The 24443-nt window shown below is 44.9% G+C and carries 19 protein-coding genes; 11 read left to right on the forward strand and 8 right to left on the reverse strand.

All coding sequences use genetic code 11. The features are described 5' to 3' along the window. Nucleotides 1-1386 precede the first annotated feature (1386 nt). Nucleotides 1387-2340 carry an ADP-ribosylglycohydrolase family protein gene (locus AC1DP6_RS11135; RefSeq protein WP_477054858.1) on the forward strand — a complete coding sequence of 318 codons (954 nt, stop codon included), beginning with the start codon at nucleotides 1387-1389 and terminating at the stop codon, nucleotides 2338-2340. A 136-nt stretch (nucleotides 2341-2476) separates the two neighbouring features. Then, nucleotides 2477-3328 (forward strand): DUF6515 family protein, encoded by an 852-nt coding sequence (locus AC1DP6_RS11140; protein ID WP_477054859.1) that lies wholly within the window; start codon nucleotides 2477-2479, stop codon nucleotides 3326-3328. A 107-nt stretch (nucleotides 3329-3435) separates the two neighbouring features. Here AC1DP6_RS11140 and AC1DP6_RS11145 read toward each other — a convergent pair whose 3' ends face one another. Further along, on the reverse strand, nucleotides 3436-5133 hold the full coding sequence (locus AC1DP6_RS11145) for a TPM domain-containing protein (RefSeq protein WP_477054860.1): 1698 nt from the start codon (nucleotides 5131-5133) through the stop codon (nucleotides 3436-3438). Nucleotides 5134-5210: 77 nt separating this feature from the next. On the opposite strand from AC1DP6_RS11145, the gene AC1DP6_RS11150 reads away from it, so the two are divergent. The 3 genes from AC1DP6_RS11150 (at nucleotide 5211) to AC1DP6_RS11160 (ending at nucleotide 7513) form a co-directional block, all read left to right on the forward strand. Beyond that, the gene (locus AC1DP6_RS11150) at nucleotides 5211-5735 is read left to right on the forward strand and encodes a hypothetical protein (RefSeq protein ID WP_477054861.1); all 525 of its coding nucleotides are present in this window, start codon (nucleotides 5211-5213) and stop codon (nucleotides 5733-5735) included. 177 nt (nucleotides 5736-5912) lie between these two features. Further along, nucleotides 5913-7013: a hypothetical protein gene (locus AC1DP6_RS11155; protein ID WP_477054862.1), complete on the forward strand. Its 1101-nt coding sequence runs from the start codon at nucleotides 5913-5915 to the stop codon at nucleotides 7011-7013. Nucleotides 7014-7048: 35 nt separating this feature from the next. Continuing rightward, a complete protein-coding gene (locus AC1DP6_RS11160; RefSeq protein ID WP_477054863.1) occupies nucleotides 7049-7513 on the forward strand; it encodes a VOC family protein in 465 nt (154 codons plus the stop codon). Between the two features lie 2 nt (nucleotides 7514-7515). On the opposite strand, the gene AC1DP6_RS11165 is transcribed toward AC1DP6_RS11160, so the two are convergent. Then, entirely contained in the window at nucleotides 7516-8250 is a 735-nt protein-coding gene (locus AC1DP6_RS11165; protein WP_477054864.1) for a tetratricopeptide repeat protein, read from the reverse strand. Between the two features lie 3 nt (nucleotides 8251-8253). Further along, nucleotides 8254-8811: an RNA polymerase sigma factor gene (locus AC1DP6_RS11170; RefSeq protein WP_477021313.1), complete on the reverse strand. Its 558-nt coding sequence runs from the start codon at nucleotides 8809-8811 to the stop codon at nucleotides 8254-8256. A gap of 150 nt (nucleotides 8812-8961) precedes the next feature. On the opposite strand from AC1DP6_RS11170, the gene AC1DP6_RS11175 reads away from it, so the two are divergent. The 4 genes from AC1DP6_RS11175 to AC1DP6_RS11190 all read left to right on the forward strand — a co-directional run bounded on the left by AC1DP6_RS11175 (nucleotide 8962) and on the right by AC1DP6_RS11190 (nucleotide 15629). Continuing rightward, nucleotides 8962-10071 carry a hypothetical protein gene (locus AC1DP6_RS11175; RefSeq protein WP_477054865.1) on the forward strand — a complete coding sequence of 370 codons (1110 nt, stop codon included), beginning with the start codon at nucleotides 8962-8964 and terminating at the stop codon, nucleotides 10069-10071. Between the two features lie 106 nt (nucleotides 10072-10177). Then, nucleotides 10178-12166: a PKD domain-containing protein gene (locus AC1DP6_RS11180; protein ID WP_477054866.1), complete on the forward strand. Its 1989-nt coding sequence runs from the start codon at nucleotides 10178-10180 to the stop codon at nucleotides 12164-12166. A 25-nt stretch (nucleotides 12167-12191) separates the two neighbouring features. Then, nucleotides 12192-14861 carry a CHAT domain-containing protein gene (locus AC1DP6_RS11185; RefSeq protein WP_477054867.1) on the forward strand — a complete coding sequence of 890 codons (2670 nt, stop codon included), beginning with the start codon at nucleotides 12192-12194 and terminating at the stop codon, nucleotides 14859-14861. Nucleotides 14862-14981: 120 nt separating this feature from the next. After that, complete coding sequence (locus tag AC1DP6_RS11190; RefSeq protein WP_477054868.1) at nucleotides 14982-15629, forward strand: DUF5710 domain-containing protein; 648 nt, start codon at nucleotides 14982-14984, stop codon at nucleotides 15627-15629. 20 nt (nucleotides 15630-15649) lie between these two features. Here the strand turns inward: AC1DP6_RS11190 and AC1DP6_RS11195 are convergent, their stop codons facing one another. From AC1DP6_RS11195 to yhdJ, 5 genes are all read right to left on the reverse strand, one after another. Then, nucleotides 15650-16390 (reverse strand): hypothetical protein, encoded by a 741-nt coding sequence (locus AC1DP6_RS11195; protein WP_477054869.1) that lies wholly within the window; start codon nucleotides 16388-16390, stop codon nucleotides 15650-15652. A 28-nt stretch (nucleotides 16391-16418) separates the two neighbouring features. Beyond that, nucleotides 16419-17273 (reverse strand): tetratricopeptide repeat protein, encoded by an 855-nt coding sequence (locus AC1DP6_RS11200; protein ID WP_477054870.1) that lies wholly within the window; start codon nucleotides 17271-17273, stop codon nucleotides 16419-16421. 77 nt (nucleotides 17274-17350) lie between these two features. Then, complete coding sequence (locus tag AC1DP6_RS11205) at nucleotides 17351-18322, reverse strand: endonuclease/exonuclease/phosphatase family protein (RefSeq protein ID WP_477054871.1); 972 nt, start codon at nucleotides 18320-18322, stop codon at nucleotides 17351-17353. Nucleotides 18323-18546: 224 nt separating this feature from the next. Beyond that, nucleotides 18547-19353, reverse strand: coding sequence for a M48 family metallopeptidase (locus AC1DP6_RS11210; RefSeq protein WP_477054872.1), 807 nt, complete (start codon nucleotides 19351-19353; stop codon nucleotides 18547-18549). 173 nt (nucleotides 19354-19526) lie between these two features. Further along, nucleotides 19527-20354, reverse strand: coding sequence for an adenine-specific DNA-methyltransferase (gene yhdJ, locus AC1DP6_RS11215; protein ID WP_477054873.1), 828 nt, complete (start codon nucleotides 20352-20354; stop codon nucleotides 19527-19529). 447 nt (nucleotides 20355-20801) lie between these two features. On the opposite strand from yhdJ, the gene AC1DP6_RS11220 reads away from it, so the two are divergent. Both AC1DP6_RS11220 and AC1DP6_RS11225 read left to right on the forward strand, forming a co-directional pair. Then, a complete protein-coding gene (locus tag AC1DP6_RS11220) occupies nucleotides 20802-21860 on the forward strand; it encodes a helix-turn-helix domain-containing protein (RefSeq protein ID WP_477054874.1) in 1059 nt (352 codons plus the stop codon). Nucleotides 21861-21986: 126 nt separating this feature from the next. Continuing rightward, on the forward strand, nucleotides 21987-24380 hold the full coding sequence (locus AC1DP6_RS11225) for a TonB-dependent receptor (protein ID WP_477054875.1): 2394 nt from the start codon (nucleotides 21987-21989) through the stop codon (nucleotides 24378-24380). Nucleotides 24381-24443: the final 63 nt, after the last annotated feature.

A 24443-nucleotide genomic window follows, 5' to 3' on the forward strand; every position in this document is an offset into this window, starting at 1 on the left:
GTCCACCTCAAAAATGAGCTATGTTGCAGTAACCGCTGCCATTGACAGTGTTACCATGGTAGTTATGGAATGGGGCCGCCTGGAAAAACAGCCCCCGTTTTTTAGTATGTCCGATCCATCGTATGTCTCTTCCCGGCAAGTGATTAGGGAGGTTTAAATAAGGACCATCTAAAAAGATGGTCCCTTCCTTTCCCAAATCAAATTGCACTCATGAAAAACGTTTTATATAATTGAAGACTGTGGTAGCAGTCTGGGTTTTAAAATAAGGGACCGCCTGGAAAAACAGTCCCTGATTTCCGAATCAATCGCAGCATAAATGATCTTGCATTATTTATACTGTGAGGGTTAACATATGGCGTTTACTACTTTATATTTGAACAATATGCCTGTATGCACCTGCATATTGATGATGTTGATAATGTGGGACCGTCTAGAAAAACAGTCCAGTGTATAAAGCTTCCATCGTGTATGTTGCACTCCAATATTTTTTGCATATTCTTTTTTTGTTGATGACAGCAATAAGGGGGGACTACCTGAATAAGTGGTCCCGTTATGCAAGTGTCGCAAAGACGTCAACTAATAATTCATCTCATTTATCAATGAAAACCGGACTGTCTGGATAAACAGTCCCCTTTTTCTGTATGTACTATCACCCCATTAGTGAATAGCTGTAAAAGTTTAACTGTAGATAACAAACTGTGTACGAAGGCGCTGCCTCATATTTAATTCGTTTGATGGCATACCTCTTCCCTTACCGGCAGTACAGCGGATAATACATGACAGTTTTATCACAGAGCCGTGGCTGAAACAATGCAGTTACTCACTCCCTTACCTGGAAAACAGGYGATCACAAAGCCTTGCCGCTATTACACAGTTACTGCGTATCTAATTCAGCACAAAAAGAAAAAGCTGGTGGTGATAATGCCCGAGAAATGTGCAGGTTTGAAACTGCCGGTTGAACAAAAAAGATTGCATGTGGGTTAAGTTTCGTTGTTAACAAATGGACACTATCAATGAGTAGTAAGTAACTTCATTGCGTGATAATGTCTGGTTAACCTTTCTCTTATGTATCCAGGGTTAACTGTTACGGAAAAGTTATTTACAAAGGCTCAGACAGATTAAAAAACGGATTTCGGTGTAATCTTTCAACGATCAGTGATCGTTATAATGCAAAGGTAGGGAACAGTTATTTACGAAAAACACGTTTATCGCCATTATCATAATGAACAAGAATGAACAAACTTGAGAAGCACTGAATGAAAATGAACACGCGAAAATCAAAAAAATTATTGTATGAAAAACATAGTCTGTTTATCAAAATTGATAAATCAACCGTATATTGAATCAGACAATTTCATACAGACTTTAACGTTAGTTACCTATCCCATGCAACAACAAATAACAGGGGCCTTTTATGGTATTGCTATCGGCGATGCGCTGGGCGTACCGGTAGAATTCAAAACGCGTAGCTATCTTTCAGAAAACCCCATAGACACCCTTACCGGCTACGGGTGCTGGAACCAACCTGCTGGGACTTTTTCAGACGATTCCTCTCTTACTTTCTGCACGGCAGAAAGTCTTATTACCGGATATGATATTGCCGCTATGTCGCAAACATTTGTGCGTTGGACGCAGGAAGGTTACTGGGGCGCACACAATGAAGTATTCGACATCGGGCATACTACCCGCCGGGCCCTGCAAAGAGTGGCTACCGGCACCTCCCCGCTGATCAGTGGAGGTTTCGAAGAGTTTGAAAATGGTAACGGCGCGTTAATGCGTATGATGCCGGTCGCCTTTTTCCTCACAAAAGAAAATGATATCCATCTCCGCTACCAGACGGTGAAAGAAATTGCCGGTATCACTCACCAGCATTTACGTTCCGTACTGGCCTGTTTTATTTACGTAGAATTCCTGCGTACGTTATTGTCAACCGGCCATTTGCAGGAGTCCTACCTCCAGATGCAAAGGGCGGTCAATGCTTATCTGAATACACAGTCATTTAATCCTGCAGAAGTAAAACACTATGAAAGGGTTTTACTGCAAAATATAGCGGAAGTCCGGGAACAACAGATCCATAGTTCCGGCTACGTACTACATACCCTGGAAAGTTCACTCTGGTGTCTGTTGAATACCAATGACTACGCCACCTGCGTACTCCGCGCGGTAAACCTGGGCGGCGATACAGATACTACCGGCGCAGTGGCGGGTGCCGCGGCAGGATTACATTACGGAATAAATAATATTTCTCCGCAGTGGGTCGGCCAGGTGGCTAAATCAGCAGAAATCGGGCAACTCGCCAATCGCTTTATGGCAGCCATTAACAGCACCAGTACCCAGTAAATTTATCCTCCCGGGAAACCGGCCGCATTTTTGCATATTATAGTTGTTCCGTTAAACTTTCAAGTCCTTTTACCGTCTAATAAATAGTTGAAAAATAGCGGAATTGATAAGACGAGTACAACTTAATGTTACAAAAATGAAAAACAGATTTTATATACTGTTTGTGCTGATTGGCCTCCTGGGCACATTTACAGTTAGCAGCGCTTACGCACAGAGACACGGTGGTGGAGGTGGCGGTCACTTTGGTGGCGGCGGCCGCGTCAGCGGTAGTCATTTCGGAGGAAATGGCGGAGGACGAATATCTACGCCACAGCATATATCTTCACCAAGAGTAGCGCCACCTGTTAACAGAGGCTATTATCGTGGTGGGTACCGTCCCGGCTACTACGGCCATGGCTATGGTTACTACGGACGCCCTTATTACAGGTACAGACCTTACTATAACCCATTTTATCCTCCTTTAGGCATATACGTTTCATCTCTGCCTTTCGGTTACTTCTCACTAGGAGCCTCCTTTGGTCCAATGTACTATTACGGAGGTGCCTATTATGAATCTACCGGCAACAGTAGAGGCTACAAAGTAGTAGAAGCACCTTTGGGTGCTGCAGTTCCTAACTTACCGGAAGGTGCACAGGAAATAACAGTAGATAGAAACACCTATTACGAATTAAATGGCACCTATTACCAGGAAACGATGACAGATAACGGCAGACGTTATATAGTAGTTGGAAAGAACGGTAAAATAGGCGACAAAACAGTGACGATTACGGACGACCAGGGAAACCAGGGGAACAACGCCCCAAACAATGATCCCGGCAACGACACAGACAATATGATTACACAGTTGCCGGATAATTGCCGCACCGTGAATATCAACGGTCAGCAGCTCTTTTTATCACCAGACGGCATGTATTATCAATCTGTTTTAAACAGTGATAACACCATAGCAGGTTATAAAGTGGTGGGTAAAATGAATGCCGATAATTAAAGAAAATAGTTATTCAGATTAACAGGGAGCCGGTTTTTAACCGGCTCTTTTTTTGTGGCAATTTTCCCGTCAAACAAGCCCGTTTCGGCGCTTATTAAAGGTACTACCTACCAACTGCTACTGGCGCCTCCACCTCCGGAAGAACCGCCTCCCCAATCCGAAGAAGAAGACGAGGAAGAACTTGAAAAACTACTCGAAGAAGACGAGGAAGACGATGATTCCACTAATTTGGCGATGGTAAACCGATACTCATGCTTAAATCCACAGGCCATACAAGCATATTTGGTGACACCCCAACCTGCTGAAGAATAAGTAGCAGCACGCTGCGTAATCATTCCACCGTTTTTATACGTCATATGTGCACAGGAAGGACATTGCGCCATCTGCGTACGCATATTCGTGTAGTTCAGAATTATTTTATTATCGCAGGTATCACAACCCCATACATCATAATCCACGGAGTCCAGTTCTTCTTCTATCACCTGCTTCTTGTCCAGGAATTTATTATCTGCCGCCTCATCAAGCTTATGCATTGGCTTCAGACAGTGATGACAATCATAAGGATCATTTCTCAGATGATCCAGGCGTTTCTTTAATAACGCCAGGTATAACCAGAGATAAGGAAGGGGAAAGACATAACGCGCACGACCAAAATCCCGCAATAATATCTCCAGGCGAAGCCATTTTTCATGCCGGTCTTTTCCTGTCAGCAGCATCCCTGAACGCATCATGATGATCAGCACAGCCAAATGCATAAACACTACCCATGTCACATAGTATATTACAAATGTTTTTATAAATCCTACATCTGTATGCCGCTGATGGGCGATATAATAAATACAGCTAAAGGCTGCCAGATGCAATAACACCTGCCCCATCCAGCCTGGATGCAGAAATTCATTCGGGTAAGCTGAAACAGGCACCGGCTCAGGATCGGTAGTCCCTGCTTTCTTATTTTTTTTGCCGAAGAAAACCCGCACCATCAACGCTGACGCAATGATCCAGAAAATCAGGCCAATGAAAGAGAAATCACCCGTGTAAGAATAAGAGTTCCCCGAAGAGGAAGTATCTGCAAACTGTTGAGGGTCGGCATACACCACGTTGTTATCTAAGGGTGGGTTATCCGTTGTTGCATCTACAGGTGTAGCGGAGTCCATCGCGGGCGCCGCCATTGGTACCGGATTATCCGGTGAAATATTTATGGCCACCGCGGTGCTATCAGCAGCCATCAGGGAAGGATCTGATGCCGGCATATCCGGTAACTGATTGTATGCGTAGTTGCCATTATTAAACAGCGAGGCTACCGACAAGAGCCCATCGGTAAAGGCCCCATCATAGTTATGTTCCTTGATACGGGGAATCATATATTCCTGTTGGATACGGAAACAGATGATATCAGGCATATCTGCCTCAATGCCGGTACCTGTTTCAAATTCCAGCTTACGCGCATCTTCTACCATCAGGATCAGCAATCCGTTATTCTTCTCCTTATCCCCTATTTTCCAGTAATTAAACAGTTTATGTACAAAATCGCGGGACTCGTTTTCGCCGATGCTATGCAGGACCACTACCGCCACCTGCACTTTGCCGGTATTATCCAGCGCAGCTATTTTTGTATTCAACTCACTTACTGCCTGATCAGAAATCAAATGATCGGGATTACTGACATAGCCACCTCCCGTTTTTTTGGGGTCCGGAACATCTGCCACAGTAAACTTTTGTTGTTTACTTTTGTCACATGAAACAAAAAACACCAACAACAAGGCCAGCAAAACACTTTTCATAAAATATGAACGTCGCTTCATTTGGGATACATTATACCCCTCTAAGATATGTTTATTTAACTTTTCATTTAAACAGAAAAAAGTATTTTAATCCGCTCATGAAGCCCGCATTCACGATATGGCTACTTCTCTTATGCTTTACAGCAACCCGCAGCTTTGCGCAAAACAAGGCTAAAGACACCACGGTTACACCACCGGTGCAACTGAAAACCGTACATATCATCCAATATAATTTTTTCAAAGATTCCCTGGCTTTCCGGGAAGAATATGGGAAGGCGCTTAATTTCAGGCGCCCCAAATGGTATGAGGTCTACCAGGGGCTGAGTGTAAATATCAACAACCTGTATAAGGTAACACAGTATAAAAAGAATAAGAAGAAGATCACCTTCCGGCATATGTTGCTCAACAAGGAACAGGAAATGTATGTAAACAGCGTTTATACGCCATCCCTTGTAAATAAGGTGACGCAACTGGATGGTGACAGTCTTCAACTTTTCATGCAACGGTATACGCCCGAATATTCGTTTTTAAAAACCGCCTCGGATTATGATATTTACCTGGAAATAAAAAAGCAATACCAGGCGTTTCTCAAAACCCGCGACAGTCTGCCACCTCAACCATAAATTCATTTCTTTGCAGCAGGCTGCCTTTAAAAATACTATATTTCAGTATCCATACGTTTTACTAATTACCGCCATAATTGGGCAGTTATAGTAACGGTGTTGATAAGATTACATAAATTAGTGATCTGAAACCAGTTAACGTTGTTATTAGTTTTAAAGATGATCAATACAGCTCACATGAAAAGGTTTTTCATATTGGTTGCCCTCTTCGTTCCGGTATTACTGAACGCACAAGCGAAACTCAGTCAATCGGTGATAGACGATTTCTCCAACAGGGTGGCTGCGCACTACCAACTGCCCCATGACTCTATCTCAGGCTATATTGCAGAACAGCTCACCCGTAGTGGTAATGCCGGTTTGGATATAGATTCTACCGTTTTTGACCTGAAGAAAGACCAGGTAGCCCTGGACGCCGCCCTGAAATACCTGTATCAGTACAGTGATTGCAACAGGCAGCGATTTATTGCCAACCTGCGTAGCCTGGACCTGCAAACCAATAGCGTATTTCCTATTGCAACATATACCGCCAATAAATTTAAAGGCGAGGTGAAGGCCCTGCTGGACGATAAAAAAGATTTTCTGACTACCTATACCGGCCCTGTTACCGGTAAAAAGCCTCCTGCTACCATTGCAGAAGTAGCCGCCGCCAACCAGGCCGCAGCTACCGCACCGGCTAATACCAGTACCAGTGCCCAGGAAAACACCGCTGCCACCACAGATGGCAGCACCGCTCCCGTTGCTGCCACGGCCCCGGCTACGGATACACGTAACTGGGAAGTACGTCCCCTGTTCCAGGTACGCACCCCGGAACAACTGCTGGAAATGTACGGTGCCAGCAATGTTACACAACATGACGCTATAAACCTGGCTGGCGATAAAGAAGGGGAAGCTTACCTGATCTACCCGGATACAGATAATGAGCTGGAAGTACAGTTTGATGGAGAAAACGGCAATATCCTCACCTTTTCCCACTATCCTTCCAAATGGAAATCGCCCTACGGCATCAAAGCCGGCGATCCCCTGGATAAACTCATCAAAGTGAACGGCCGTCCATTTAAACTCAACGCTTTTGAGTGGACCAACGGCGGCATGGTATCCAGTTGGAATGGTGGCGCCCTGGAAGGTAAAGGGGTAATCATTGTGCTGAAAGCCAATAATACCGGCGATCCCAAACAATATGACCAGGTAACGGGCGATAAAACGATCCGTTCTGATACCCCTGCACTGAAAAAACTGGACGTTATTATTGAATCTGTGGCGTTTAAGGCAGCCAACTAGTTGCACTTATCAATCCGGGTGATTATCTTGTTCTTATGAAACAATTCTTATTATCCGGATGCCTTTTGCTCCTGGCACTCATCGGCATTTCCACTAACATGAATGGACAAACGAAGAAGTATCCGTCATTAAATCATATGGCGTTGTACGTGGTAAACCTCGAACGCAGCACTACTTTCTACCGCGATATTATTGGGCTGGAATCTATGCCTGAGCCATTTAAAGATGGCAGACATAGCTGGTTTAAGGTAGGCGAACATGCCCAGGTGCATGTTATTTCAGGGGCAGCGCAGGCCACTACGCATGATAAAAACACCCACCTGTGTTTCAGTGTTCCTTCTATGAAAGATTTCCTGGAAGTGCTGAAACAGCATAACATCGATTTTGAAGACTGGCCTGGTAAAGCAGGTGCGGTGACCAAAAGGGTAGATGGCGTAAAGCAGATCTACCTGCGTGACCCCGATGGCTACTGGCTGGAAATCAATGATGACAAATACTAAGCTTATTTCAGGTCTTTTTCCAATGCGGCGGCTTTAGCTGCGGCGGCGGCATCAGCAGGGATTAATTTCAGCCAGGACAATGCTTCCTTTTTGTTTTGCTGCTGTGCGTAATAAAGCGCTATGTAAAATGCCGCATCGTATTTAAAAACAGATTCCCCTTCATATACTTTTTTAAGGTCTGCCAGTCCTCCGGCGGTTTCACCGGTATGGGTGGCAGCCACTCCCCTATAATAGAGTGCCATCTGGCTGCTGCTGTCGGTTTTGAGATAAGTATCCAGCAAAGGAATCACTTTTGTGTATGCCTTCTCGTTAAAATAAAGGGCGGCAGACTGTAACAGGCTGTCCGCATTATTTCCCCGTTCCGCGGCTACCTGCATTTCAATGTTGCCATATGTTTCCATATAGTTGGTATCATGTGAATAAAAGCGGAACAGCAATACGCCGGCCAGTATAGCTGCGGCAGCGCCTATAGCGGTGAGGTATTTTCTGATACTGATCACTTTTACCTTACGGCTGAAATGTGCTTGCCGCTGTTGCTCTAAAGTAGCTTTCAGTGCTTCCCGGCTGGTATCCGGATGCAAACGGTCAGACAGTGTGGCTGTTACCTCCCGGTATTGTGCCAGTGCGGCTGCCAGTGCAGCATCTTCCTGCAACGCGGCCTCAAACTGCAACCGTTCTTCCGGCAGCATGTCCCCATCTTCGTAACGGATAATATCTTCATTATTATAAGCAGCCATACACTAAATTTTCTGAGCCTGAATATATGATAACAACGTAGCCATGCACTCGGATTTCTTTTTCCGGAGATAGCCATAAGTGACGCCCATTGCTTCCGCAATTTTTTCCTGGGCCTCGCCGGTAAGCGATTGCCGGAGTATTTCCCGGCACTTCTCTCCCAGCCTTTCAAACTGAGTCAGAAACATACCTGCCTGCGCCTCTTCTTTCAACACCTGCTCCGCAGCAGCAAATACATCTTCCCCTACTTCATATAAATCATCCAGTCTTTTTGTTACCGGCTGACGGCCTCTTTTTTTTATTTCATTCAGCCATTTCCTTTTACAGATCAGTAAAAAGAACGGCTCAAAGGGACAGGTGAGCTGCAGCTGCTTATATTTTGCCTGGTTATATACATCTATAATAGACTCCTGGAAAATATCTGCCGCATCATCTTCCGTACCCTGATGCTGCAGGATATGGTGTTTAATCTTTCCGGCGAAGCGCTCATATATCTCCTGTACCAGCCGGGTATCGTTCCTTAGCAGGCCATCAAGGTATCGCTGATCGGGGTGAGTACTCATCTGGGATTGATTTGCATTGGTTGATAGGAACATGCCATGACTAAAAATACATCTTTCTAAAAAATTATTCTCAAAAGGGGGTAACAAAATAAAAGAGGTGTTGATCTACTATCAAACAAGCGAAAACATTACTCAACAAAAAATACTTTTATGAAAACTATTTCCTTAAAAACAATTACCTGCTTAGTAGCCACCGCCATAACCATTTCTTCCTGCAAAAAGAATAATAGCCAGGAAGTGGCACCTGATAAAGGACTGGACGGAAAAATGCTGTCAGAACTACTCAGCACTCATGCCCCTAAATTTGAACATTTTAATATAGATGCTGCTGCCGGTGGTATGATCACCACCACCAAGGGCACAAAATTTACGATTCCTGCGAATGTTTTTATTACCGCTACCGGAGCGGCTGTAACCGGTGCTGTAGATATCAGTATCAAGGAGATGAGAGATGTGAGCGATATGATCTTGTCGGACAAGCCTACAGTGACAGCGGATGGAAAGATACTGGTGTCTTATGGGGAGTTTTTTGTAAAAGCAGTGCAGAACAATCAGGACCTTTCCCTGCGACCGAAGAATGACACCGGGAAAGGCATCCGGGTACAGGTGCCCGCCAAACCACGTGACAATGTAGGAGGCCCTAATGGTATGAAAGAAGTACCAATGTGGAGCGGAGATACCACTGTTACCTTCACTCAAAACGGTTTCAATTACATTAATCAACCTGTAAGTATTACCAAACAACAATCCGTTTCCAAAGGTGTACTCTGGAACCAGGTACAGAGCAGCTATGCCTTGTTTAATTCGGCTAACGGTACCATGGACTTTCGTCTCGATAGCCTCATCCGGTGGGTGAACTGCGATGGACTGGCATCTATGCCTAACCCAAAAACTACTGTGATGGCTTATTTCACCAATTACTTTAATGCAGAAACCAGTGCCAGCTACGGTGGAGAACAACCCAGCATGCTGTTCTTCAAACCTAAGAACTTCAATACCCTGGTGAAATTCTATAACGTAATTATGACGCCGCCAGCAGGCAAGGAAGGATTCCACAGCTACCAGACTTCGATCCCTGTAGGAATAGAAGGTACTTTCCTAGCTATCAGTGCTATAGGCGGACAGTTATACGCTGAACAAAAAACGACTACCATCGGCACACCTGCCGCAGGTGACAACTATACGACCGTAAGCTTTAACCTACAACCAGTTGATGCTGCTACGCTGCTCACACTGATCACCAGCATGAATTCCAAGTAACGGCCTGTTATCCGTTTACAATTACTCCAAACTGAAAAGCAATAAGTCAATCAACCCGGTTGACTTATTGTTCATTTTATATAATATTTATTTATATTTATGTTATATGCAACACGCTGCCCCTGTCCTGACACTGTTCCTTTTTTTTAGTAGCATCTGTATGGCGCAAATGCCTTCCTCTCCTGCTTTTCCGCAGGATACTGTACCTGCAGAAATTGTGGTACAGGGAGCAGACGACAGTCTGCAACTGATAGCAAAGCTGCGCCCACTGAGGCAGATAGCTGGCGCGCCCACCTCCTTTTACACCTACTTCTGGGAACTGGGAGATGGATCTTTTAGTTTCAGTAAAACACCGGAACTGCATTATAAAGATACCGGTACCTACCAGGTACGACTATACGCTACTAACAACTATGACGATGGTAAGGCCCCGCCTACCAAACCCCGGCCCATTAAAATTAAAAAGCCGGTGAAGAACAGTGCCTGGGCATCTCATTTTTTTCATGGCGCCGGCAATATAGAAATGAAGATCAACCGCAATCCCAAGCCGGGAGAAGATTTCATGGCCCTGATTGGTTATAGAAATGTAGCTGGAGACGCCGGCAGCGGCACCCTTCTGTTATTTTACAATGAGAAGCAGTTTGGCCATTCCGGGTTTGATCTCACTGAAAAAAGAAGCTATCATGGAGAAGACAGCAGCTCTTTATCCAGCCTGTTGACAAAGCTGGAAACACCGGAACAAAGTCCGGACATGGCTTTCGCCCATGGCCCTTACGCAGCGCCAGCAGCAATTACCAGCAATGCCGCTACCAAAGCATTGTTGCAGTCCATGCAAAGTACTTACAGTAGTCATCACGTATTACACTACAGCAATACCAATAAAACAGACGAACAATTCCTGTTTCTCAATATGCATACCCTGCCGGAAATGATACAGGATACCAATGCTACTGTTACTATGACAGCCATGCTGGTGCCCGACAACGCATTGATGGCGCCGGAAGTATATGAGCTGGAAATGGCCGTGGTAGCCTCTCATGATCCCAACCGGCTGCAACTGAAAAAACACCGCATTAACTATCGTTTTATGGGTAAGAAAAAAGAACTCACCTATAAAATTCAATTTCAGAATACCGGCCCCGGTCCTGCTAAGAGAGTCGCCATCGGCATTGCAGTCCCCCGGCAACTAAACACACAAACAATACAGTTAAAAGAAATCAGTCCTGCCTGTATTGCCTGCGACTCTGCCTATCAGCTGCAAAGCTGCATTGACACAGTACGCACCAAAGACAGCATCTACTTTGTATTCCGCAATATCTACCTACCCGGATTGCAACAGGAAGGTGTAACAGATGAAGATTCTACCAAAGGATTTGTGCGGTATAGCATTTTATTTAAGAAGAAGCCCAGGAAGATTCCTTTCAGCAGCCGCGCTGCCATTATATTTGACAAAAACGAACCTATTTATACCAATCGTGCTACTGCAAGATTCATCAAAGGCTTTTCACCGGGTATCGTAGCCGGCTATACGTTTTCACCGAACAGTGGAGATTATACGCTAAAAGGCCCCTTGCGGCTCGGCGCCGTATTAGCACCTTTTGCCCCCGACCGGCCTTACTTCCAGGTGGAAGCCTATGCCGGGATACTGGAAAAAACATCGTCAGAAACAACCATTGTGCGCGACAAACGCGACACGACCATCAACGGGCAGGTGTATTTAATCGGCGGCAGAAATCAACTCATTACCACCTCCCGTCAATCGATGCAGCTGGTGCCCCTGCACTTCCGTTACAACATCAATAACTGGGTAGGCGTGGGCGTAGGTGCACTGGCACAGATAAATATCGCTTCCACTACTACCACCGAATCGAAAGTATACCTGACCACCGCGCAACAACCAACCGTCATCGCTAACACGGTGAGCAAAACCATAAAAGATGATACGCAATGGTTTGCCAGCCTGAATGCCGCACCATTCGCAGACATACAGGTAGGGAAAATAAAAAGTGGTCCGGCTATAGGATTCCGTTACCTGCACCAACTGAGTGGTGATACCAGGGATCGTTTCTTTCTTTACGCCATCTACAAACTATAATTAATCCTATCTTCAGCTATTATAAATGGCTGAAGTCGGATCATATATTGCCCTGATCAAGAACAGGCTGCTGTTACTGGCAGTAGCAGGGCTTTTTATCTGTTGGCAGGACCCGGATAGCACCGTCTTCAAAAAATACAGGGATAGTAATCAGCTAACGGCCTGGATCTATGCACAGATTCAATATCCTGCTGCTTCTCCCTCTGCCAAAGCCTTACAACTCAAACAGGCGCAGGGAAGTGCCTGGCGCGCGCCTGCCAGTACCGATGAAATACAGGCCTGGCAGGATCTCCTCATTAACCAGGGATATACTTTACTCCAAAGCGGGGATATTATTTCTTCTACAGATGCCTATCAACAGGCATTTGAATGGGGACGGCAACATACTGCCATCACAGATCCCAGCCTGGTACTGGAATATATTCTTAAGCCTTTAGGCAATAATTATACAAGGCTGGGTGACTATGAGCAGGCGTTATTCATTCATCGCATGGCACTGGAATTTGCCCGTGAGCTGGAAGATAAGCAAGCCATAGCAGCCACTTACAGCAACCTGGCTAATACCGCAGCCAATATGGGACAGCTGCAGCAATCGCTCATATACTGCCGGGAAGGCGCCCTGCTGGCAGATAAACGCAGTGCAACCTACGGGCTACTACTATCCGAACAAGCCGATGCCTGCCAGCAACTGCAACAATACGCCGCTGCCAAACAAAGCATACAACAAAGCATTGCCATACTCCGGCAACAACCTGTCACCAACCAGGAAGCAGCGCACTGGCTGTTTATGGCCTATCAGCAGGCAGGCGATATTTATCTCTCCACACCCACCATTGCTGCACAATACTACCAACAGGCGGCCGCTATGCCGGAAAGCAAACGCGTACTACGCAGGCGGGAACAAGCCCGGTTGTTTTTACGGATGGGTAAACTACAGCTCTCGCTGCAACAACCCCGGCAAGCCCTGGCATGGCTGGATAGCTGCGCCAACATTCTACTACCGGGAAAGAATATACACCATTTGAACAACAGGGATATTTATGGGGAATACACCCTGCTCGATCTCCTGTTCACTGCAGCTACTGCCTGTCAATCGCTGCAGGAGTCTGCAACAGCACTCTCCTTATATCGTTTATGCTTTGCCGCCGAAAGAGAATTACGGCATCAATATATTTCCTCTTCTGCCAAAGAAACAGCTATTTCAGATAGCCGTTATCGTTATGAAACGGCTATTTCTCTGGCGTGGCACTGCTGGCAAACTACCCACGACAAGCAGTATCAACAGGCGATGCTGCAGTTTATGGAAAACAGCAAATCACAACTGTTGTGGGAGGAAATGCAACAGCAAACCCATTACACCGGCAACGACTCTATACATAAACGTATACGGTTGCTGGAACAGGCACAGTTGTATTACCGTAAAGAAGCGTTGCAATCCGGTCGTAATGATAGTTTACTACAAGTGCGGGAACAACGGGTAGCCTGGGACCTGGCCACGCTACGCAAAAAAATCCGCCCTGCTCCCGGCGCTGAAACAGATGTATTGCCGACAGACAGCATTCTGCGCTTGCTGGCGCCGGCACAACTGATCCGCACATTTTTCACCGGCAGCCATACTTTGTATACAGTAGAACTGGACCGGAATGGTATCCGCTATGTAGACAGCAACGCCATTGACAGAGATGCTATTGCGCATTTTAAGCAGCTATATTTCGAAGCAGGACCACAGGCTATGCTCAACAACCCTAAAGCCTATTACAACGCTGCCTATGGCCTCTATACGCTGCTATTTGCGCGTCATCCTTTGCAGCCACACAATACTTATCTGCTGATGCCAGACGGCGTACTGAGTACATTGCCCATGGAGGCACTGGTAACTGATGCCACTTACAAACCGGCCATTGGTAAATGGCCATTCCTGGTGAAGCTAGCCACCATTTCATACGCCTATTCATTACGTACCTGGCGGCTGCAGATGCAGGTACCTGCCAACCGGCAGGGTTTCAGCGGCTTCTTTGTTTCGCAGCAACAAGCCGGATTATCGGACCTGGAAGGAGTGAAAAAAGAAAAAGAAGGCATGATGCCCGCTATCACCAACGGCAACTGGTATGTAAATGAACAGGCCAGCAGCGGGGAGTTCCGGCAAGCATTGATGCAGTCGGCAGTGGTACATATCAGCACGCATGCGTTTATTAAAAAAGACAGCGCCGATGCACCGCATATTATGCTGTATGATGCACCGTTTTATTTATTTGAACTGAATGGCCTGCAGCAGCATCCGGCAATGGTAGTGCTGAGTGCCTGCAAAACCGGTGATGGACGTCTGGTAACCGGAGAAGGTATACAAAGTATGGCGCACGCATTCATGGCCGGAGGAACCCCGGCAGTAGTAGCGGCTTCCTGGAATGTAAATGATGCCACCGCACCTTTATTAATGCAGCAGTTTTATACACAGCTGTCGAAACAAAGCAATGCCGCCGTAGCGCTGCAACAGGCCAAACTCAACTGGCTGCAGGATGCCGGGGTATCAGATATCCACAAACTCCCCTATTACTGGGCGGCACTGAGTTTCCAGGGCAATACGCAGGCGGTTGTTTTGTATGCCTCCCCGCATTACTGGTATTGGCTGCTATTACTACTGCTGGTGTCTGCCGGTATATGGCTACTGAAACACAAAAAAAAGCCCAGCCCCTGATTTCCACATCACTACAGCACTGCTATATGATGAAATTCTAAAGACTTGCTTCCGCATATCAGAATCCCCCGATTTTTTCTTAAATTCAGGGAAGAGAGTCCTTTAGTCATACCCTGCATTATGTCATTACTACTGAATGTTCCCTTAGCGGAAAAAGAGAATGCTATATCAAAGGGCGCCCAATGGGATCAAGTCGCCCAGGCCTGGTTTTTACCGGAAGATCAATACGATCGGCTCATGGAAGTAGACCAGTGGATTCCGGAAAAAAATCCGGCTATTATCCTGCCGACTGAAATTACCATTGTACATGCGGACAGGCCCTGCTGGAAATGTCAGCAGCAAAATCGCATTATAGCCATTGCCGGGAATTATTTCTATGAGAAAGATATCAATGACCGGGATGAGCCGGTATGGCTGGCACAGGACTTCTTTACCGTATTTCAACAGATTTCCGCTGTATCCGGCAACCTGCGGACTTTCCTTCAGGATAACTACCCTCATTACAAACCGGCCTCGTCTCCGTCTACAGAAAGTCCCTACTGGCTTAATCATTGTGTCTCCTGCAGCAGCATACAGGGAGATGGATTTCTGTTTGAAGAAGCAGGCGTATTCAGCCCGGCAGAGAAAGAAGCTGCTAACAAACTGCAACTCAGAAATTTCAGCCTGAAATATGCACCTTTGATTGATGCCGTTTACTCCCTGGGAGATCACCTGCGGCTAATCAATGAATTTGCAGAACGGGGAGACATTTCAGAAGAAGATGCCTGAAACGACTCCCCTCACTAGATTTATTCAGAAAGTGAATACGGCATCCCTGCATCAAAGCGCACCCGTTTCAACACCGGCTGGCTGGCAGTTTTAAAGATAACATGACTGATTCCCGGATCCCCTTCTCCTTCATATTTTTCAATGGTATATTGCAATGCCTGTCGCTCCACATCCACTACGTTACGTATAGCCGTATCTGTTGTATTGGCGACATAATACCATACTGCAGCTTCTATTTCAATTTGTCCTTCAGGGCTTATTTCTTTGTCGTCATAATGCCCCTGCAGCAAAATATTGGTCTTCTTCAGCAGCGTTACTTTCCCCGGCTGTAATAAATGATAATCCACTACATATTCTTTAGGGTAAGGAAACTCAGGGTCTCCGGCAGGTTCATATACCTCCATTTTCCACTGCAATATAATCCGGTCGCCATTGTTGAGTGCAGGGTCCTGTACGCCACTGTTAAAGATCAGGGATATGGTGTCCTTACCTTTCACACAACTAAATAGTGCATCATCGCCAAAGTCGTTGAAACCAATATAAGTAAGGGTATCTGAATACACCTTCCCTTTTGTCAGGATCTCTCCTTTTCTAAAGTGGCTGATAAAAGCCGCAGCAGCAGTGTCTTTTAATGCAACCGGAGCAGCAGCTACTGTACTATCGGGTTTCACCAGCGTACTATCGGTAAGGGTGTTGTTTTTGGAGCCGCCATTACATGACCATATCGCCAACAAACAAAGAAATGGGATAATCGTTTTCATCTGTATTTTTTGAAATAAATGGGTAAACTTATAATTCTACCCGTGCTTTTAAAAAGTCGAGGTACCGGGGATCTTCTTCTGTAAAAATCTCTGCCCCTTCCAGCATATAAGCCCGCAGCAGATGTTCCAGGGCTTGTTCCTCCTGTTTCAGTTCATACAGGCATTCTCCCAAACGCAATTGCACAAAACCTACAGCTTGTGCATCGGGGCCGTTTAACGCATCAAAAAAGCTATTGGCGGCAGCGGAGTAATCGGCTTTAAAAAATAACATATCACCAATGCTGGCATTGAGCCAGGTACTGGCTWCCCATTCGTGTTTGGGCTCAGGCAGCAACTGCAATGCTTCCGTGAACTTTGCCAGTGCAGCATCGTAGTTCTCTTCATCGGCGAGTACATTGCCCTCTTCCGATAATGTTTCTATTTTCTCATACACTTCATCCGGAAGCGATTCTTCCACTACGGAGGCCAGGCCCTGGAATACGTGCAGGTATTTTTCATCAGCGCCTTCAAATACGCGGCCACCGGATTTTTGCATGGCAATGTTCAGATACTGCTCTGCTTCCGTCATGGACCCGTTTTCATAAAAGGCCTTGCCCAGCATAAATTCCCGGTCACCATCGTCAGCACGCTCCAGATCACACTGTTGCAAGGTTTTAGCCCATCTGAGCATAGCCGGAAAATCTTTTAATTCGAGGTAGGTTTCCGCGATGCTTAAAGCAAGATGGAAGCTATCATCATAACTGGTTTTGGGGGAGGGCAACAGGTCCCAGGCCTCTTCCAGTTTTTGTGCATACCTGGCGAGGTCGTTTTTTTCAAACAACACTTCTGATTCCTGCCAGATGGCTTCTATTGCTGCGATAATTTTTTGATCCCGTATTTCCATGTCTCCGTATTAAAAAGTCAAAGTGCAGCGGTTGGCTGCACTTTAACAAAAATAGGATGGAATATTTTAATTAAGCATTATAAGCCCATGTTAAATATGCTGAGGACCCCTTTATGGTCTGTTGGCCAGGTACCGGAAGGAAATAAAAATTTATCCTGCCCCTTTTCTTCTTCCCGCTGATTTCTTACAATACTGCCAGAAGGTCCTACCACAATACTTTTCAGCAGTTGCAGTTTTTTGTCCGGGTAGAAGTATATATAATCTATCCTTTCTCTTTCATCGGCATCCGGCGCCCAGGCTAGTTTTTTCACTTCTACTGCTTTATTATCTGCCGGAAAGGTAAATCCGGGATTTTTTTCGGGGAATGGATACCTGACGCGGTAGCTGTCTTTATATCCTTTGCCCTGCAGCATCACGGAACAGGTCCATGGTACAATCATTCCATGATGATCGAACAGGTCTTTGGTAGATGCCGTCCAGTCGAGGTGGCTGGCTTCGTTGAAATCTCCGCCCAGGAATACCAGTCTTTTTGCCCGGATATCCTGATCTGCTGCCTGTATAAATGCAGCGATGCCTTCGTCTCTTTTAGACGCCAGGTTGGATGCCATGATGGTATCCAGGTTAGTGCAGGGTGCCGCCATCTTTTTCCAGGTAACGCCATCATATCCGCGAGGCAGGTACACCGCATAGTTCAGATAGTCGAGGTGAGCAGAATACACCGCTACTTCCCGGCCATGCACATTTGCGATCAGCTTGCAGATCTCTCCGTTTTCACTGAATATCACGGCACTGTCGGTGATAGGATAACGGCTCAGCAGGCCCGAACCCTGGCTGAAAAAGGAATAATACYTTTTACCTTTCTCCGCGAGAGAGGCCAGTAGCCGGTCACACAAACGAGTGTCCTTATAATTCCTGACTTCACTTAAGGTCACAAAGTCCGGATCTATGGTAGCAATTTCGTCTACAATCCCCTGGTAACCGCCTGGCACCATGGTACCTTCCTGCCAGATATTTAGTTGCAGCACAGATAAGCGTATATCTTTCGCCATTCCTTTAGTTGACAGCCCAAGAAAACATGCGAAGAGCAGCAAGTGCGATTTTAAATGTCTCATAAAAAAATAAATGGCCATGCAGGCCTTAAAAATTGCAGAAAGTATTTATCATGTTCACTGCCAGGGAAAATACTAATAAAAAACAAAACGGCACATAAGTAACGGCAAAAAAAATCCCGGTTATCTTTTGCAGGACAACCGGGAACTCTTATTTTAAAAAATTATTTCGCTGCCACTACCGGCTTTTCATATCCGTCTTTCTTTGCTTTCTCCCCCATTGTATTCATTCTCTTTTCCGTGTCAGGATGAGAAGAAAACAGTTGAGATTTCTTCTTTTTATCACCGCTGTCTTCCTGAGAAGCTTTCCATAATTTTTCGAAAGCGGTAGACATGCCCCATGGATTGAGCTTTGCTGCTTTCAGGAATTCATAACCATAGTTATCTGCCTGGCTTTCCTGGTTACGGGAGTAGGCGGAATTCGCTACTGCTTCACCCAGTTCTCCCAGTTGTGAATCGCTTAATGTACCGGCGGTGCCACCTTGTGAAGAGGCGCCGTCTTTCAGTGCGGAAGTCAGTAACGCAGTTTTAAATGCGTCTTTGGAGTCTTTGTTCTTCACATGACCGATTTCATGGCCGATAACGCCCATTACTTCATCATCTGTCATGGTTTGCAGCAATCCGGCGCAAACACGTACACTACCATCTGCACAGGCAAAAGCATTGATATCTCTTACCAGGTACACTTTGAAGTTCAGGTTCAGTCCTTCGTAATTAGTTGCCTTGTCGGTGAGTCTTTTCAAACGCTGTGCCATGGCATCATCTGCAGGGGCTACCGGGTTGTGTGCGTCCATCCACTGAATATACTCTTTGGTATACTTAATGACATCGTCATCGGTGAGTGTAACAGCTTTCACCGCCTTGGCGCCGGCTCCCAGCGTTTTAGTATTTAACTTTAATTGTGCATTTGAGGCTACAGCAAATGACATGGTCAAAGCGCAAACGAGGCTTAAACGTGCGAAAACAAACATAGTTTATGTTTTTACTTGTTTTGAAAAAACGGGTTAAACGGCTGAATAATATAGGTTCTTACGGGGCGAAGATAATAGATTTTTATATGTTGTCCATATTGTTACGATCCCATACTTTATCGCGGGGGTTGCTTTAAAGAAGACCCGAAGGCAAAATTCCTCCGAACAGCCATTTACATCACATCATTTTCAAAGGAGCGTATCGCACGTTTTAATGGTTCTCCTTTGTACTCGGCTGCCAGCTGCATTCTTCGCAGCCCTATCTTTATATATTCTTCCTGCATTTCGATACCTATACAATTTCTGCCCAGTTCTTTTGCCACAGTACAGGTAGTGAAAGTGCCTGAAAAAGGATCCAGTATGATATCGCCCTCGTTGGAGCTAGCCCTGATGATACGTTCCAGCAATGCCACCGGCTTTTGGGTAGGGTGATTTTCATATTCATCCATGCGGTAACGTACACGGGCAAAATCCCAAACATTGCCGGGAACCTTTTCGGTACTATAGGCAGCTGGTACTGCTTTCCGGTAATCAATCAGTTTTCTTTTCGCGCCCGTTTTGGCTTCTATCAGGATATCGCCTGCATTGAAGGTATAATTCGTTTTATCTTTCACAGCATATAAGATAGGCTCATACATGGAGCCAAAGTATTTACGGGCCTGCACTCCCGAGCTGTCGTAGCTCCATACAATCCTGGAAAGAATGTTTATTTTCTGCCGCAGGTAGATATCGAAATAAGGCATGAACTGCGTAGCGGTCATAACGTATAGGCTACCATTAGGTTTCAGCTTTTGCAAACAAAGGTCCAGCCATTGGTAACACCAGTCCAGGTAAGCTTCTTCCGTATCCCATTTTTCAATATGTCCATTAAAGTTCTTGCCTATGTTATAAGGAGGATCGGCAAAGAGCAGGTCTACTGAACTATCCGGCACCATTGTTTGCAATGCCTGCAGCGCATCGCCATGGATGATTTTATGTTTGGTTGTCCCGAATATTTCCATGCTGATTCAATTCTGTTGGTGAATTTAGACAAAAAAAGGCCAGGATAAAATACCCTGGCCTTTTTTCGTGTGTAAATCCTTTTTAGAAGTAATCCAAACAATATATGCCCTCTTTCTGCTGCCTTTGCGTTCTATCATCACTCAAATATGTAATAATTTTTATTTTTTAAACCTTACTGTCCTGCACTGAGTTCTTCCTGCTGTTGCTGCTTTTTAAAATTCAAATTGTTCACAGGCACTGAATGTTAGTACAAGGCATAAGGCGAGTAATAATCTTTTCATAGGGTTTAATTAAATGGCGCTAAAATATATATTTTAATATCAATACATCGTAATGGATATTCTATCAATTACATCTCAAATTTTCATGTCTGCTAGAAAAATCACAACATTGTACTATTTAAAATTCGCTTATATTTCATCTGTAAAAACACGTATCGTTCATCCATGAATATTGGTCAGCAAATATTATTTTTTGTTAGTGCCCTGGGCGCCTTTAACGGCATGATCCTTAGTCTTTATCTTTTCTTTAGTAAAAGAAAAAAAACGCTCCCTACTATTTTTCTGTCTATCCTGCTGCTGACACTGAGTTTCCGGGTTATTAAGTCCGTCTTTTTATATTTCCATCCTTCATTGCCTAAAATATATTTGCAAATAGGGCTATCCGCCTGTTTTCTTATTGGTCCTTCGCTGTATTACTTTTTCAGGTCGGCAACACAAAAGCTGACCACCATTCCTGATTCATGGAAATGGACCTGGGGYGCGCTGATAGGGATCATTATCTTAACGGGGATTTTTATTCCGTATCAAACTTATCCTGATACCTGGAAACATACGATTACTTATGTGATATATGGGCAATGGATGATTTACCTGGTAGCCACCGGCGTTCTGCTAAAAGATGTATTAAAGACTTTTATTGTAAATGCGACGGCACTCAATGAAACGGATAAATTCTGGCTGTTGCTGTATCTGAGTAACTGTGTGATCTGTATAACTTATATATTGTCATGGTCGGGAGTTGCCTGCTACCTGTATATCAGCGGCCCCGTTTTGCTTTCCGCGTTATTATATCTGGCCATTTTCTATCAGCTAAATGGTGCAAAATTTGAAAATACCCGGCTATCCATTAAACAAGAAAAAAAGAAAATAGCGACTACAGATGCATTGGTGTGGGTAGAAAAATTAGAAAGTGTAATACTAGATAAGAAACTATATCAGGACCCTAACCTTAAGTTAAATGATCTGGCGAAACATATTAATATTACTCCGCATCAACTATCACAATTACTGAACGACAATGTCGGCAAAAGTTTTTCTACCTATATTAACGAATACAGAATCCGGGAAGCCTGCAAATTAATTACCTGCAACAGTCACCTCACTTTTGAAGCCATCGGATATGAGGTAGGCTATAATTCGAAATCAACATTCTATGCTGCTTTCAGGAAAATAAAGGATACCACGCCGGCACTTTATAAAGAAAGCCTTGAAAAAAGCCATTAAATACGTCACTGATAACCAGGCACATACAATTTAAACAGTCCGGTTTTATAAATCCGTACGCCTGATTTCCGGATGTCAAACCCCTACTGYCTGTCTCCTCATTACGTTTGCGGAAAACTGTTGATGATGACAAAATTTTACCTGGTATTTAGCCTGCTGATAGTAGTCTGCTTTTCCGTTAATGCCCAAATAAATATCAAAGGAAAAACGGTCGATGACAAAACCGGTCAAGGCATCGGGTTCGTTTCCGTTAGCCTGCTTTCACTAAAAGATTCCACCCTAATCAAGGGGCAGGTCACCGATACTGCCGGTATTTTTGAACTACCGGGCCTCCTCAGCGGCAGGTATACCCTGTTGTTTTCCTCTTTTGGATATAACAAATTGTATAGAGATGTGATACTGGAAAATGCCTTAGGTAATACGATCTATCTTGGCGATGTTTCCATGACAACAGTTGCCAGCCAGTTAAACGAAGTAATTGTCAGCGGACAAAAGCCTGTCTTCCAACGACTGGCAGATAGGTTGGTCCTTAATATTTCCGGCAATCCACTTTTCACGGCTGCCGCCAACACCTTCGATATCCTGAAAAAAATACCAGGCCTCCGGATAGATGGAGATGGCACGCYTCAAATGTCCGGAGGCATAACGCCTGGTTTATTCATTGACGGAAAGCCAGTTCCCATGAGTCCGGAAGAATTGCAAAACTATCTGGCCAGCCTTTCGCCCGATATGATAGCATCTATTGACATCATTACCAATCCTTCTTCCAAATATAATGGCGAATACAAAGGTATCATTGACATTAAACTGAAACGTGACCTCACACTGGGCTGGAAAGGCAACATCAGCACCAACATCCAGCAAAATGAATATCATCTGGCTGATAATAATTTGTTGCTCACCTACAAAACAAGGAAGATTGCCTATACCGCCCGGCTGGGTTATACTGGCGGCAAAAGCATCTACCAGTATGCCGCTTTACAGCACCTGGCCAATACCAATATAATGGCCACCAACACCCTTGTGTTGACCGGCAACAATAATTTCAACTATCAATTGGGCGCAGACTACAGCTTTACAAAGTCGCAACGCATTGAGATCATGGCCCGCGCCTTTCAGGCAAACCGCGACATCTATTCCTTCAACACGCTCCATAACACTGATGCCACGGCGCAAAAACTGGTTTCTGAAACCTACAGCGTTAATAACGGAGGCCCCAAACAGTATACTTATGCCATCAATCTCAATTATAGCGGCCAACTGGGCAACACTCAGCTGGAAGTATTGTCTTCTCTCCTAAAAATAAATAACCATCAAAATGAGGATATACAAACAAAAAATGCGGTCACCCACTATCTCCTGGATTACTGGAAAACTGACCTAAAAAATGATATCCTGATCCGTGCTGTACAGGCAGATCTTTCGGGAAATGCTGGTAAGGGGAAATGGAGCGCCGGCGGCAGGTTTGCTTTTACCACCACAAAAAATAAATTGCGTTATGATACCCTTACCCATGCAGCCATTTTTGCGCCCGACAGCAACCGCACCAATAATTTTCAATACGATGAATACATTTCAGCAGGATATATTGCTTATGAAGGTGCTGTTAACAAATGGAGCTATGGCGTGAGTCTGCGGGCAGAACATACACACAGTACGGGCAATGCTATTTCGCAACATGAGTTAACAACAAGAGATTATTTAACCTGGCTACCCGGCTTCAGCTTTACGTTTCCGCTCCGACCCTCCCAGCAACTCCACCTCTCCTACAGCCGGCGTATGACACGTCCTAACTTTGCTCAACTGAATCCTTTCCGTTTTTATAATAGTCCGCTTAATTACTATGTGGGCAATCCATATCTGCTGCCGTCTAAAACGGATATGTTTACGATTGCTTACACCCGACGGGCACTTAATATTTCCGTGTATTTTGGCAGAGAATCGGACCCTATGACCCGTTATCCGGAATATGACAGCATTACCAATGTACTCCAATACCTCGGCAGAAACTTACCCTATAATGATTTTGGTGGTATCGACGTGAGTTTCCCTTTTACCATTTATAGCTGGTGGAAAATGAATCATACCATCAGTGGAACCTATAAAAAAGAGAAGACACCTTATCACGGCGTAACCTATGCTATTCCTGTATTTGACTATACTATTTCGGGCAGCCAGGTGTTTACATTACCCAAAGGAATCACTTTCGACATCTCCTATTTTTACCGCTCCGCAGGAGGACGCGGTCTTTATACCGTCAAACCAATGGCCAGTGTTGATCTCGGTGTTCAGAAAAGCTGGATGAAAGGAAGACTAAATTCCAGAATCAACTACTACGATATATTTGACACCTATTTTATACGCTTAAAGTTCCGGGAGAAAAGTATTATTGACAACCAGATGCAGCATTGGAATGGTAACCGGAAGATGGCCATTACCCTCAGTTATAGCTTTGGAAAATCTACGCAGAAGAGCAAACAAGAAAATAAAAATGAAGAGGAGAAAAGGGCAGGTATGTAATAATTTTATGCCTGATAGATTTTTAAATAGGGAAGGGCTTTTTTAGTTACACCCTTTCCTATT

It is taken from the genome of Chitinophaga sp. 01L420 (assembly GCF_056399985.1).

Coding starts and splice junctions, on each gene's coding strand:
- AC1DP6_RS11135 (WP_477054858.1), top strand. CDS start 1,387: ATGCAACAACAAATAACAGGGGCCTTTTATGGTATTGCTATCGGCGAT.
- AC1DP6_RS11185 (WP_477054867.1), top strand. CDS start 12,192: ATGGCTGAAGTCGGATCATATATTGCCCTGATCAAGAACAGGCTGCTG.
- AC1DP6_RS11195 (WP_477054869.1), bottom strand. CDS start 16,390: ATGAAAACGATTATCCCATTTCTTTGTTTGTTGGCGATATGGTCATGT.
- AC1DP6_RS11210 (WP_477054872.1), bottom strand. CDS start 19,353: ATGTTTGTTTTCGCACGTTTAAGCCTCGTTTGCGCTTTGACCATGTCA.
- AC1DP6_RS11155 (WP_477054862.1), top strand. CDS start 5,913: ATGAAAAGGTTTTTCATATTGGTTGCCCTCTTCGTTCCGGTATTACTG.
- AC1DP6_RS11170 (WP_477021313.1), bottom strand. CDS start 8,811: ATGAGTACTCACCCCGATCAGCGATACCTTGATGGCCTGCTAAGGAAC.
- AC1DP6_RS11160 (WP_477054863.1), top strand. CDS start 7,049: ATGAAACAATTCTTATTATCCGGATGCCTTTTGCTCCTGGCACTCATC.
- AC1DP6_RS11150 (WP_477054861.1), top strand. CDS start 5,211: ATGAAGCCCGCATTCACGATATGGCTACTTCTCTTATGCTTTACAGCA.
- AC1DP6_RS11140 (WP_477054859.1), top strand. CDS start 2,477: ATGAAAAACAGATTTTATATACTGTTTGTGCTGATTGGCCTCCTGGGC.
- AC1DP6_RS11145 (WP_477054860.1), bottom strand. CDS start 5,133: ATGAAGCGACGTTCATATTTTATGAAAAGTGTTTTGCTGGCCTTGTTG.
- AC1DP6_RS11165 (WP_477054864.1), bottom strand. CDS start 8,250: ATGGCTGCTTATAATAATGAAGATATTATCCGTTACGAAGATGGGGAC.
- AC1DP6_RS11180 (WP_477054866.1), top strand. CDS start 10,178: ATGCAACACGCTGCCCCTGTCCTGACACTGTTCCTTTTTTTTAGTAGC.
- AC1DP6_RS11175 (WP_477054865.1), top strand. CDS start 8,962: ATGAAAACTATTTCCTTAAAAACAATTACCTGCTTAGTAGCCACCGCC.
- yhdJ (WP_477054873.1), bottom strand. CDS start 20,354: ATGGAAATATTCGGGACAACCAAACATAAAATCATCCATGGCGATGCG.
- AC1DP6_RS11190 (WP_477054868.1), top strand. CDS start 14,982: ATGTCATTACTACTGAATGTTCCCTTAGCGGAAAAAGAGAATGCTATA.